Here is a 13,372-nt window from a genome sequence, read left to right on the forward strand (position 1 = left end):
GCCGACTCCTCCCTCGTGAAAGTGGGAGGGATTGTTCCGCGTGGGCGCGGGCGGGGAAAGAACGCCGCTCAGTGAACGGTTACGCCTTGCCGACCGGCTCGGCTGAAAAATAGCCAGAAACAGCCTGTAGTGAGCCATTACGTGCAGGCAATAGGGGGGAGCATGGCCCGCCACGAGAAAACGCCGCACAGAGCGATTCTGGGTGTTTGCTGAAGGATTCCCGCGCAGGGGCAGGGTCAAGGGGTTGGTGCGGCCCGCAGCGAAGCGAGGACACGGCCCCTTGACGCTGAATCGTAGCGGACAGCCTGTGCGAGTGGGAGCAGGAACGAAGGGCGCAGCCCGCCACCCCTGCTCCCCGAGCCTCACGGCGGCGAGTGGCCCCCGGCAGGGCCGCCGGAGGCAGATTGGAAACAGCCAACGCCAAGTAGCCCCTGTCATTCTTTGAATGACGAGTAGCCGCAAGGAGGCCGGTGGGTAACGGCTTGCCGTTATCCACGGGCGGACGCGCAGCGACCGGAGGGAGCGAAGGCTTCTTTTGGTTAAAGAAATGGTTAAAAAGAAGGTTAGTGGCTTTGCTGGTGAAGTTAAATTTGCATTTAAAACAATAGGTTGCGATGACATTTGATCTGTGTGAGATGGGCCATCTGTCACGTTTTCATGGGTCATCTGTCACGCTCTTATGGGTCATTTGTCACGCTTTTGAGTTTCAAAATTTCTGCCGGCCCAAAATTTCATGGGTCATCTGTCACGAAAATCCACGTTTTTTCAGACATGCTGATGGCGGTCGAGCAGTTATCCACAGACGCCCCATCAAGAGCCGCAAGATCGCTGGGTAATCAGCTCGAAACCGTGACAGATGACCCATGAACTGCAAAACCGACATGGGTCATCTGTCACGCTGCATGGGTCATCTGTCACGAGAAATGGCATCCAAACGTTGTTTCTGTGGATAACTTCGAGTCACCACTCTGAGGAAAAATCTCTGGACACAATAAAGCCCGCAATTGCGGGCCTGTACGCAGGGGTCAAGCTGCTTTTTTAGATCACCCGTCTCCACAGCAGATGTGGTCATCGCCGGACACGAAGGCTATCGTGGCAATCTGGGCGGCTTGCACCTCAGCGCATGCCTTTCTTACGGTTCGTCGCCAATCGGCAATGTCTTTGTTGTTTGACCCGCACATGGCGCGAAACCTTGTTAGAGCTAAGGGGTACGGATGCTTGTGGCTTTCAATGTAGTCTGCCAAGCGCCTCGCGACCGGCGACAAGCCCCGGTAGGCAGTCCAGGAATGGCTGGTAAACGTATTCCCGGCGAACAAATAAATTAAGTTGGGATTCATCCAGACTCGATAGTGGGTCGGCTTGCCGTGTTCGTCGTTGAGCACTGTGTAGTTCTGGATGAGCGAAATCGCACCGCTCTTTCCGTACGCTTTATTGTTGAGTGCCAGAACTTCACTGGCCTTCAGACGGCTGATGCACTCACGGGCCTTATCGTAATAGCGGCCATTTTTGTGCCAACCGACATCCGCCACCAAGTTTTTGACGGAAAATTCGAATGGCTCGCCGAGCGCCACCTTTTGGGCATAGTTCAGGATTTGCAGCCACACGAGTTCGTCATCTTCTGCGCGGAGTTCTATGCCTGTGTAGAGAATTGAAATGTGCTCGTTGTAATGGAATAGTGTTTCGTGCATGAACGCCCGGCGCGGCACTCGCTTGTTGCCAACAGTAAACAGAGATGATCTTGCGTAGTCATTGGGGATGTGCCGCAGGTCATCTCTGTTTTCCATTGAGTCCGGAAAGATCAGGTCGAGTTGGAACTGCCCAGTTGGAGAGATGCCTCTATTGCTGAGGTAAGCCGAACGACGCAGTCGATCAACCTGTCCATCAAGAGCTGCGGCTTTTCCTAGGCTGCGCATCATCGACCCCTGCCTTCTGGCCTGCGGAATCGCGGCGATCAGGGATAGACAGCGTTGTTGCTGGCAGCGCGGGCGGCAGCGGCCTTCTGTTCGAGCCACGCATCAATCTCGTGCTCAAGCCAGCCGACTACGCCTTTGTTGATCTGGATGGATACCGGGAATGTCGGATCAGCGCGGCAAGTGCGCCAGAGGGTCACTTCACTAATGCCGCCCAGCTTCTCGCAGACGGCCTTCTTGCGTAAAATCTTCATCGTCTTTACCCCTGCATTTCGAGTCGATGCAGGCAGTTTCAGACGGCGGGCCGGTCACGGTCACGGATTCCCAGAAGGGAATTTTTGCAGCAAAGAATCCGACGGCAGCGATGCGGGACAGGCAAGCGATGCGCGGGCCTCGCTCTGGGTAGCAGCGGCTAAAGTGTATATGGAAGTGACTACAAGATGAGTGATACCAGAGACAATGCCGCTTCCATACACGCTTTGCGGCCAGATTTTTGGTTTAACGTCTAACGAATTTTGCTGGATCTCGGTGGCGTTCAGTAGCGCTTGGTGGACGGATTGACCCTTTTTAAATCAATGGGTTGCAGAAACAATACGGTCTGCTGAGCGTTCCTATTGTTCATCGAGGTCTGAAGAATTCGGGGGTAGCGTTGGGGGTACTCGTGTTCAACCGTGGGGGTACTTTCCCCGCAGTGGAGTCCAACGATGCCCGAAAACCTACTCACCGACCTCAAGGTCAGGTCGGCCAAATCGACTGATCGAGATTGGAAACTTTCAGACGGCGGGGGCTTGTTCCTGCTGGTCAAGCCCGCCGGCGGCAAGCTCTGGCGGTGGAAGTACCGCCTGCAAGGCAAGGAGAACCTCTTTGCCATTGGCGGTTTTCCCCAAGTAAGCCTTGCAGAGGCGCGTGCTGCTCGCGAGAAAGCGCGGGCCCTGGTCAAGCAAGGCATCCACCCTGCCCATGAGCGGAAGCAGGTCAAGCAGCGCAATCTGGAAGCGCTGGAAGAACGCAAGCGCGCCCGTGAAAGCTCGTTCGCCAAGGTGGCGAAAGCGTACCTGGCCGAGATCAAGCCAGTCTTCGCACAGAGTTCCTATCGGACGAAAGAGTCCCGCATCAGGAAGTACCTGTCACCCAAGTTCGACGGGATGCCGATGAGCGACATTGGCGTCAAGCAGATCCGTCCGTTACTGGAGGAATGCAAGTCTCACGGGGCCTGGGCGGCCATCCATGTCAAAGGCGATCTGTCGGCGATCTTCGAGTTTGCGGTGGTGCGGGGTCTGGTCGAGGCCAATCCGATCCCCAGCCTGCGCGGGCTGCTGCGCGTGCCGTTCAGCGAGAGCAAGGCGGCGATGACGCGAGAGCAAATCCAGAGGTTCTATCAGGAGTTGCGCGGCTACCGGGGCTATCCGGAAACTTCGTTGTGTCTGCGGTTGATTGCGCTGACCGCCTGCCGTCCAGGGGAAGCGGCGGATGCCGAGTGGGACGAGTTCGACTTTGAGGATGCACTGTGGCGTCGGCCTGCGGCGAAGATGAAAGCGCGGCGCGACCATGTCAGCCCGTTGTCGGTGCAGGCCATTGCCGTGCTGAAGGATTTGCAGTGCATCACGGGCGGTGGCCGCTATCTGTTCCCACACCGGAGCGGCAAGGGCTTCACCACGCCCAACCGGCTCACCTACGCAATGCGTGACATGAACCTGGGCCGGGGCACGACGCCGCATTGCTGGCGGACAACCTTTTCGACCTGGGCCAATGAGAACGGATACCGGCCTGATGCAATCGAGCGGCAGCTGGCCCACGTGGAAAGCAACAAGGTTCGGGCGACCTACAACAAGGCGCTGCTGCTGGATCAGAGAAGGACGCTGTTGCAGGACTGGGCGGACTACCTGAGTGCTGCGGAGGGCAGCGGCACCGCATAGAGACGATTTGGCCGGTTGTTACAGAGCGAGTGAGCAAGGGTGGGCGGCCTTTTCCTTTTCTGGATAGGGCCGTTGTCCCTTGAGTGCCGTTCCCTTGCCATTTGCCTTTGCTCAAGGCTGGGTGCTGGGAATGGGGTAAACAATGGAATAAATGGGGTGATTTTGAATTGATTGCCCCTTTTGAGGCTCATGTCGCTCATTTCCTTCTTGGTCGGCCATGCCAGCCCCTCGCGACGTGTCCAATGTTCAGGAAATGGGGTAGTCAAACACTGTTAATGAGGCATTTCTGGAGACAATGCCCCATTTAAAGGCTATGATTACCCCATTTACACAGCCTAGGCTTACATTTCCATGCACTCGCTCACACCCGAGTACCTTGCTGCGCTTCGCTTCGATGGCACTCAGGCCGCCACATTGCGCACACTGGGCGAGTACCAAGGTAAGCAGCAACTCTACGCCGCACAGTCGCCCGAAGCCCTCAAGGGTCTACGCCAGATCGCGGTGGTGGAGTCCACCGAGTCGTCCAACCGACTGGAAGGTGTTGTCGTAGCGCCTTCGCGCCTGAAGTCTCTGGTCATCCGCAACGCATCACCAAAGAGCCGCTCCGAACAGGAGATCGCCGGCTACCGTGACGCCCTGGCGCTGATCCACGAATCGGCCGCGCACATGCCCTTCAGCGAGGGCGTAGTGCTGCAACTCCACACCTTGCTGTACCGCTATATGCCGCAGGCGGGTGGGCGCTGGAAGGCTACCAATAACGACATCATCGAACGTAACCCGGACGGCACGTCACGTCTACGCTTCCAGCCGGTCGCTGCGCACCTCACACCCATGGCTATGACCGATCTGGCCGGGCGCTACGCCACCGCGCTGGATCAGCACCTGGCCGACCCCCTCGTACTGGTGCCGCTGGCGATGCTCGACTTCCTGTGCATCCACCCCTTCCCGGACGGCAACGGTCGCATGTCCCGTTTGCTGACCCTGCTGCTGCTCTACCACTTCGACTATGCCGTGGGTCGCTACATCAGTTTGGAACGCATCTTCGAGGAAACCAAGGAAGGTTATTACGAGACGCTGGAAGCCAGCTCGCAGGGCTGGCACCAGGGGCAGCACGACGTAAAGCCCTGGCTCGACTACTTCTGGGGTGCCTTACTACGGGCCTACCGTGAGTTCGAGGAGCGTGTCGGCACCATCGAACGGGGACGTGGCAGCAAAGGCGACCGAGTGCGGACGGAAGTTCTGGGGCGCACCCTGCCGTTCTCGATTTCCGAGATTGAAGAAGCCTGCCCGGGCGTGAGCCGGGACATGGTTCGACTAGTGCTGCGAGCGATGAAATCAGAGGGGTTGATCGAATCGACTGGCAAGGGGCGAGGTGCGAAATGGAAGCGCATCACAGCAGGCACCTCCGGTAGTACAGCGGTTCTGGCGATTGGCCACAAGATGGATCAGTGAGGACTCTCCATGGATAACGTTTTCCAATTCCGCGACCAGCTCATCGAACGATACGGAAGCTTTTCCCGCAGTTTCGTTCGCATCGCTGCGCCTGATATCCAAGCCGAGGTCGAACATCAATATGCGCAAGGTCGCTATTGGCCTGAGCCGCTGGTGCAGATCAACCCGAATTACCAACGCCAGGGCACGGTGCAGAACCTGGCGGCGCAGGGGGTCTTGCACGCTGCCTGCGCAGAGATCTTCCAGGTCGGGAAGTCTGAAGGTTCGCCAGAACCCCTGCATCTTTACAAGCACCAGATGGAAGCCTTGGCCAAAGGCCAGGAACGCCAAAGCTATGTGGTCACGACCGGAACGGGGTCGGGGAAGTCCCTGTCCTTTTTCATCCCGATCATCGACCGCATTCTCAAGGCCAAGCAATCCGATGGCAAAGCACGTACCAGGGCCATTGTCATCTATCCGATGAATGCTCTGGCCAACAGCCAGCTGGAAGAACTCGACAAGTTTCTGCATGGCTATGCGCCAGAGCGTCGTCCCTTCACCGTCAAGCGCTACACCGGCCAGGAAAGCAAGGCGGAACGCAGCGCCATCGCGGATGACCCGCCCGATATCCTGCTCACTAACTTCATGATGCTGGAGTACATCCTCACGCGCTTCGACGAAGTGGATCGGCGTGTGGTGGAACACTGCGAGGGACTTGAGTTCCTGGTGCTGGATGAGTTGCATACCTATCGTGGCCGTCAAGGGGCGGACGTTGCCTTGCTAGTGCGGCGCCTGCGAGAGCGCTTGAAAGCCGAGCAACTGGTCTGCATCGGCACGTCGGCCACCATGTCCAGCACAGGTAGCCAAGCCGACCGCAACCGCGTGGTAGCCGACGTGGCTAGCAAACTTTTCGGCACCCAGATCAGCGAGCATGACGTCATCGGCGAGACCTTGGAGCGCGTCACCAACCCGCTCAAGGACGTCAACGCCATCCGCACAGAACTACCGGCGGCCATTACGCGAAAGCAGGATATCTGGGCTGACTTCGACGCCTTTCGCAATGATCCGTTATCCATCTGGGTGGAGTTGAACCTGGGTATCGAACTACCTGCCGACGAGCCTCCCAGGCGGGCGAGCCCCATGATGTTGGAAGAGGCCAGCCGCCGTCTCGCCGAAGACGCGGGTTGCCAGCCTGAAGCCGCTCGCACCGCCCTGCAGCGCTTTCTAGTGGCTGCCCATGATGTGCGCACGCCCCAGGGCAGGCCGCCTTTCGCGTTCAAGCTGCACCAGTTCATCAGCGGTCCCGGCAAGGTACTCACCACGCTGGAGGCGCGAGGTAAGCGCCATGTCACGCTCGATGCTCAGCGTTTCGCGCCGGGGCGACAGCAAGAGAATGTGCTGCTTTACCCGACTCACTTCTGCCGCGATTGCGGCCAGGAATACCTACCTGTCTGGCACGCACAGCAACCGGTCAGCTTCAGCTCACGTGAAATCGACGATATCGCGGCAGAAGACGACGCCAGTTATGGCTTCCTGTGTCCTCTGGTGCCCGGGCAGCAATACGGTGGCCTGCTCGAAGACCTGCCGGAAACCTGGATCGACCTCAGCCGTAGCGAACCCAAAATCAAGCCAGCCTACAAGAATGCCGTTCCCTATATAGTCACGGTCGATGCCAAAGGGCAAACGGGCTCGGGGGCGGAGTTCTGGTTCATTCCGGGAAAGTTCCGCTTCTGCCTGAACTGCGGTACGACACACGAAGCCCACGGCAAGGATGCCAACCGCCTCTCCAGCCTGTCCGGCGAAGGCCGCTCTTCGGCCACTACCATGATTGCCCTGGCGGCCTTGCAGCAATTGTTCGCACTTTCCGAACCTGCGCCAGGGCAGCCTGACCCACGCAAGTTGCTTGGGTTTACCGACAACCGCCAGGATGCCGCTCTGCAGGCGGGGCATTTCAACGACTTCATTTTCCTGCTGACGCCGCGTGCCGGCTTGATCGGCGCACTACAGGGCAGCGGCGGCCAACTCGATGAAGAACACTTGGCCGAAAGCGTATTCAAGGCCCTCGGCTTTCAAGGGGTCGATGAAGCGACCTTGGTGGAGTATCTGCGCACCCCCAAGCTCATGGGACTGGCCCGACAAGAAGCGCAACGCACATTGCGCTTCATCATCGCCTACCGGCTACTGCGTGATCTGCGGCGTGGCTGGCGCTTCAATAATCCGAATCTGGATCAACTCGGCCTGTTGCAGATTCGGTATCGAGACCTAGATGCCTTTTGCGCTGACGCCAGCATCTTTGCTGCAAACAGCACCTTGACCAAATTGACGGCAGTGCAGCGGACAGTTTTGTTCGAACTACTGTTCGACGCCTTGCGCCGCCATCTGTGCCTGGAAAGTCGTTACCTCGACCCGGTCGAGCAGGACAAGGCACGCACCAGTGCCCACACCTACCTGAATGAACGTTGGGCCTTCGCTCCCGACGAGAAACTCGATACCGGCCGCTATCTCATCCTCGGCAAGCGCCCGGAATACAAGGGCAAGCCGCGCACCGACTTGGTGACAGGTGGTCCACGCTCCCGTCTGCTACGGCAAATAAAGACGGCCGCCTTCTGGCGCAACAGCGCCTGCGCCGGCGAGGTCGCGCAGTGGAAAGATGTCGAGTGGGCTAAGCTGATCGAAGCGCTGCTGGAGTCCGCCAAGGACTATGGCTATGTACAGCGCCAACCTATCGACGCCCAGCTCGCAGGCTGGCGCCTGAACGCGGCTGCTCTGGACTGGTGCCTGATTGCCGATCAGCCGCAAACTGATAGTAATCGAATCAACCAGTATTTCCGCACCCTGTATCTCGGCATTGCCGACCTGCTGCGTCGGCCCTCGCATCCGCTGTTCGACTTCGAGGCCCAGGAACACACGGCGCAGGTGGATGCGCCACGCCGGCAACTGCTGGAGCAGCGTTTTCGCTACACCGAAAAAGACAGGCAGGATTGGGCGCAGAACCCGGCCCACGAAGCGCCGTTGGAACGTCTGCCGGTGATGTTCTGCTCCCCCACGATGGAGCTTGGCGTGGATATCTCCGCGCTCAACACCGTGTACCTGCGCAATGTGCCGCCGACCCCCGCCAACTACGCCCAGCGCAGCGGCCGTGCGGGTCGCTCGGGTCAGCAGGCGCTAGTCATCACCTACTGCGCGGCACTCAGTCCGCATGACCAGTGGTTCTTCCACAATGCCGAGCAAATGGTGCATGGCGTAGTGCGAGCGCCAACCCTCGACCTGAGCAACCGCGATCTCATCGACAGCCATCTGCAAGCGGTCTGGCTGGCCAGCACCCAGGTGCCGCTGGACGACAGCATTGCGCCCATGCTGGATCTTGAACAGTCCGGCAAACCACTGAAACAGCCCTTGCACGAAGCGCTCCGGGCGCAGGCTGTCCAGCACCGGGCTTTGGCCAGTGCCGGACGGGTCATCGACCAGCTTGAGGGCGAGCTTGAAGGCAGCGCCTGGTTCACTCCTGACTATGTGCGCCAGGTCATCGACAATGCGGCGCAAGCGTTCTCTGGGGCGCTGGAGCGCTGGCGCGTGCTGTTCGATGCCACCCGCCAACAGATGGATATGGCTGATCGCATCGTCAAGAGCCATACCGCCTCGCACACTGAGCGCCAAAATGCCCAGCGCCGCTACGGCGACGCCGCGCGCCAGTACGCCGTGTTGCTCAAGTCCGGCAACGGCCAGAACAACGACTTCTACACCTATCGCTACTTGGCCAGCCAAGGCTTCCTGCCCGGCTACAACTTCCCGCGCCTGCCGCTGATGGCCTGGATTCCCGCCCGTGGCGGCCAGGCCGTCAATGGCAAGGATGACGAAGGCAGCATGGTCAGCCGGCCGCGCTTCCTGGCCCTGTCCGAATTCGGCCCCCGCAGCCTCATTTATCACCAGGGCCGCATGTACCGCGTGGTGCGTGCCAAACTCAACGTAGGCAATACAGACCACATTTCCGGCAACAGCCAGTTGGCCACCATTGCCTCGTTGGTGTGCAGCCAATGCGGCTACGGCCATCTCGGCGAGCCGGGCGGCGAACAGCCGCTGGTCAATCGCTGCGAGAACTGCGACGCCTTGCTCACCGAGCACGATTGGGTGCGCGAGCTCTACCGCATCGAAACCGTGGAGACCGTGGCCACCGAGCGCATCTCCATCAACGACGAGGAGCGCCAGCGTCAGGGCTTCGAGCTGCAAACCACCTACCGCTTCCTGCCCGGCCCCGATGGCCGTATCCAGCAGCAGAAGGCCACGATTCAACAAGGCGAGGACGTGCTGGGCGAGCTCACCTACGCGCCCGCTGCGCAAATCTGGCGCATCAACCGCGGCTGGCGCAGGCGCAAGGACAAGGAGCAACTGGGTTTCTACATCAACCCCATCACGGGCACCTGGAGCAAGCAGGACGCACCGGATGCGGAGGAGGACAAGGGCGGCGACGATGCTTTGCTGGAGAAGGTGCCCAACCAGCGCATCGTTCCTTTTGTGGAAGATCATCGCAATCTGCTGATCTTCGCTCCCGTACATGCCTTGCCTCTGGAGGCCATGGCGACATTGCAGGCCGCGCTCAAGCGCGGCATCGAAATGACCTTCCAGATCGAGGAATCCGAACTGGTGGTCGAGCCACTGCCAAAGTCCGACGAGCGCCGCGCCTTGCTGTTTTACGAAGCGGCGGAAGGCGGTGCGGGTGTGCTCACGCGTCTGGCAAACAATCGCGACGACCTTGCACTCGTAGCCAGCAATGCCCTGCAACTGATTCACTATCGCAAACCGCAGAGCGGCATTTGGACGCTGGACGATCTGCCGTCGCTGGAACAGACCGATGCACTTGGCAATCATCAGTGTGAAGCCGGCTGCTACCAGTGCCTGCTGTCCTACTTCAACCAGCCGGACCACGAACACATCAACCGCCGCAATGCGGATGCGCTCAAGCTGCTGGTCGCGCTGGCCAATGCCCAGGTACAGCCCGTAACGAGCAGCCCGGCCACCGTTGCCTCGACGACTTCAGCTGACGAGCCACTTGATGCTTGGCTGTCCGCGCTCCGCCAGGCAGGGGCTATACAACCTGATGCGGTCAACGTGTCCGTCAACAATGGCGCAGCCACCGCAGCGGCCCAGTACAAGGCATCTCGTGCTTTGGTGTTTCTGTCAGCGGTGGATGAGCAGACCGCCAACGTATTGCAGGACAAAGGCTGGCAGGTGCTCGATTTTTCGGACGCTTCACGTTGGTCACAACAATTCGCCGCGCACGCCGATGTGTTCGGTTCCAAGGAATAAAGGCGCATGACGATCCTCGAACACGACTTTCTGCCCGGCAACCTGGTGCGCGCCCGAGGCCGCGAATGGGTGGTGCAAAGCGACTCCCGCCGCGACTGGCTGCGCCTGCGCCCATTGAGCGGTGCCGATGACGAAAGCATCGCCTTGATCCCCGAGTTGGAACTGCATCCCGTCGAACCTGCCACCTTCGACTGGCCCGATCCCGCACGCGCCGGCAACCACGCCGCCGCGCTGTTGCTGCGCGATGCCTTGCGCCTGACCCTGCGCGCCGGCGCCGGCCCGTTCCGCTCTTTTGGCAATATCGCCGTGGAGCCTCGCGGCTATCAGCTTGTGCCGCTGCTGATGGCGCTTCGCCTGTCCACTGTGCGCCTACTGATTGCTGATGACGTAGGCATCGGCAAGACCATCGAAGCCGGCCTGATCGCACGCGAGCTCATGGACCGTGGCGAAATCGCCCGCCTGGCCATCCTCTGCCCGCCACACCTTGTCGAGCAATGGCAAAGTGAGTTGGAAACCCGCTTCAACCTTCAGGCCGTGGCGTTGACTTCGGCTTCGGCCTCCCGCATCGAACGTGATCTTCCGCATGGTGTGCGCCTGTTCGACCATCATCCCGTGGTGGTCGTCAGCCTGGACTACATCAAGAGCGAACGCCACCGCGAACAGTTTCTCGCCACCGCCCCCGAATGCATCATCGTTGACGAGGCTCACACCTGCGCCAGCAGCGGCGCAGGCAAGCAATTGCGCTTCGAGCTGCTGCAACGCCTTGCCCGTGACGCGCAGCGACATTTGATCCTGCTGACCGCCACACCCCACTCCGGTGACGAAACCGCCTTCTACAACTTGCTGTCGCTGCTCGATACACGTTTTGCCGCATTACAAGGCCGCATGACGGCCTCCGACCCGCTGCGTCAGGAATTGGCCCGCCACTTCGTCCAGCGCCGTCGCAAGGATATCGTTGAATGGCAGGCCGAGACCCATGACGGACGAGGTTTTCCCCGTCGCATGAAAACCGAGCTCACCTACCAGCTCAGCGGCGAATGGGGCGCGTTCTTCGACGCCGTGCAGGATTACTGCCGCGAACTGGCTGAAACCGTTGAGCAGCAAGAACAGCAAGGCGGCGCGCGCCTCATCTGGTACGCCACCCTGGCATTACTGCGCTGCGTGGCGTCGTCGCCCGCTGCCGCCGTCAAGGCTCTGACCACGAGGCTGGAAGGAACCCTGCCTGACGACACCCTCCTCAGTGATGAACGCTTGCATGATGGCGAGGCCGATGATCTCTCCGGCAGTGATCTGGAGCCGCCAGCCCAGGTGCAGGACGCTGCGCCGCGCCTGCAAGCCCTGATCGCCGACGCGCAACGTCTTTCCGGCAAGGCCGGTGATCCCAAGCTGGCCGCGCTCATCCGGCATATCGGCCTGCTGGTAAAGGAGGGCTACCACCCGGTGGTGTTCTGCCGCTACATCGCCACCGCCCATTACGTGGCCGAACACCTCAAGGCCGCTTTCCCCAAGGCCACCGTCGATGCTGTCACCGGCGAACTCACCCCCGAAGAACGCCGCGAGCGCGTGGACGACATGGAGGATGCCGAGCAACGCATCCTGGTCGCCACCGACTGCCTCTCCGAAGGCATCAACCTGCAACATCTGTTCACCGCTGTCGTCCACTACGACCTGGCCTGGAACCCCACTCGCCACGAACAGCGCGAAGGCCGCGTCGATCGTTTCGGTCAGCAGGCTGATGAAGTGCGCTGCACCATGCTCTACGGGCAAGACAACCCGGTGGATGGCTTCGTGCTCAACGTCATCCTCAAGAAGGGCGAGGCCATTCAGAAGGAGCTCGGCGTGCTCGTTCCCATGCCCGAGGACGAAGCCCGCATCAATCAGGCCCTGGTCAAGGCGGCATTGATGAAACGCAGCGACAGTCGCACCTCATCGCCGCAGGTCGCGTTCGACTTCGGTGAGCCGGAGCAATTGCTCGCTCCTCTGCAAGCCCAATGGCGCGACGCGCTGGAAAAAGCCAAGGCCAATCGCACCGTGTTCGCCCAGCGCCGCATCCGGCCCGACGACGTTCTACCCGAATGGCACAAGCAGCAGCAGGCCCTGGGCACCCAGGCTGACGTGCAGCGCTTCCTGCAAAGCGCTTGCGTGCGGCTGGGGGCGCCGCTGGAAATCGGCCGCAAGCAGACCGCACGCTTCTTGCCGCAGCACCTGCCCGAAGCCCTGCGCCAACGCTTGGCCGATGAAGGCATAGACAAACCCCAGATCATCGACTTCAGCGAACTGCACCGCAGTCACCCGCTGGTCGGCCTGCTCGCCCAGCACCTGCTGGAAGATGCACTCGGCGGCGAACGCCCGCTGGCCGCCCGTTGCGCTGCCACTCTTACCAATGACGTGGAGGTCGTCACCACCCTCTACCTGCTGCGCCTGCGCCACCAGCTCAGCTACGTGCGCCGTCGCGAACCCTTCCAGATGATGGCAGAGGAAACCGTGGCGCTGGCCGTGCAGGGCCGCAACGCCCCGCAATGGCTGGCCGACGACGGCGTGAGCCGCCTGCTGGAATGCACGCCCAGCGGCAACCTACCGCCAGAGGCAGCACAGCGCGAAATCCGCACCGCGCTCGACTTCCTCGCCGCGCACCCGCAGCAACTGCAAGCGGTGGCCCAACAGCGGGCTGATGCCCTGCTGGCCGACCATCAGCGCGTGCGCGAGGCCACCCGTGACGTCGGCCAGTACAGCGTCAGCCCCTGCCTGCCGGTGGATGTGATGGGCGTGTACGTGCTGCTGCCTGACTCGTTATAAGCCTTGGCCTGGAGA

6 protein-coding genes are annotated in these 13,372 nt (G+C 60.5%); 4 read left to right on the plus strand and 2 right to left on the minus strand.

What is annotated here, in order from left to right; all coding sequences use genetic code 11:
- Positions 1-1,043 precede the first annotated feature (1,043 nt).
- Both trfA and C667_RS07090 read right to left on the minus strand, forming a co-directional pair.
- The gene (gene trfA, locus C667_RS24890) at positions 1,044-1,916 is read right to left on the minus strand and encodes a plasmid replication initiator TrfA (RefSeq protein ID WP_211207672.1); all 873 of its coding nucleotides are present in this window, start codon (positions 1,914-1,916) and stop codon (positions 1,044-1,046) included.
- Positions 1,917-1,951: 35 nt separating this feature from the next.
- The gene (locus C667_RS07090; protein WP_004359426.1) at positions 1,952-2,164 is read right to left on the minus strand and encodes a helix-turn-helix transcriptional regulator; all 213 of its coding nucleotides are present in this window, start codon (positions 2,162-2,164) and stop codon (positions 1,952-1,954) included.
- Between the two features lie 450 nt (positions 2,165-2,614).
- Here C667_RS07090 and C667_RS07095 point away from each other — a divergent pair, with 450 nt between their 5' ends.
- The 4 genes from C667_RS07095 to C667_RS07110 all read left to right on the plus strand — a co-directional run bounded on the left by C667_RS07095 (position 2,615) and on the right by C667_RS07110 (position 13,357).
- Positions 2,615-3,826 (plus strand): tyrosine-type recombinase/integrase, encoded by a 1,212-nt coding sequence (locus tag C667_RS07095; RefSeq protein WP_004359427.1) that lies wholly within the window; start codon positions 2,615-2,617, stop codon positions 3,824-3,826.
- A gap of 351 nt (positions 3,827-4,177) precedes the next feature.
- Entirely contained in the window at positions 4,178-5,278 is a 1,101-nt protein-coding gene (locus C667_RS07100; protein ID WP_004359429.1) for a Fic family protein, read from the plus strand.
- A 9-nt stretch (positions 5,279-5,287) separates the two neighbouring features.
- Positions 5,288-10,561 (plus strand): DEAD/DEAH box helicase family protein, encoded by a 5,274-nt coding sequence (locus tag C667_RS07105; RefSeq protein WP_004359430.1) that lies wholly within the window; start codon positions 5,288-5,290, stop codon positions 10,559-10,561.
- Between the two features lie 6 nt (positions 10,562-10,567).
- Positions 10,568-13,357, plus strand: coding sequence for a DUF8741 domain-containing protein (locus C667_RS07110; RefSeq protein WP_004359432.1), 2,790 nt, complete (start codon positions 10,568-10,570; stop codon positions 13,355-13,357).
- Positions 13,358-13,372: the final 15 nt, after the last annotated feature.

Source organism: Thauera phenylacetica B4P (assembly GCF_000310225.1).
Taxonomy (GTDB): Bacteria; Pseudomonadota; Gammaproteobacteria; order Burkholderiales; family Rhodocyclaceae; genus Thauera; species Thauera phenylacetica.

Excerpts from the sequence above, each read along its gene's own strand:
- trfA (WP_211207672.1), bottom strand. The coding sequence starts at position 1,916 with ATGATGCGCAGCCTAGGAAAAGCCGCAGCTCTTGATGGACAGGTTGAT.
- C667_RS07090 (WP_004359426.1), bottom strand. The coding sequence starts at position 2,164 with ATGAAGATTTTACGCAAGAAGGCCGTCTGCGAGAAGCTGGGCGGCATT.
- C667_RS07095 (WP_004359427.1), top strand. The coding sequence starts at position 2,615 with ATGCCCGAAAACCTACTCACCGACCTCAAGGTCAGGTCGGCCAAATCG.
- C667_RS07100 (WP_004359429.1), top strand. The coding sequence starts at position 4,178 with ATGCACTCGCTCACACCCGAGTACCTTGCTGCGCTTCGCTTCGATGGC.
- C667_RS07110 (WP_004359432.1), top strand. The coding sequence starts at position 10,568 with ATGACGATCCTCGAACACGACTTTCTGCCCGGCAACCTGGTGCGCGCC.
- C667_RS07105 (WP_004359430.1), top strand. The coding sequence starts at position 5,288 with ATGGATAACGTTTTCCAATTCCGCGACCAGCTCATCGAACGATACGGA.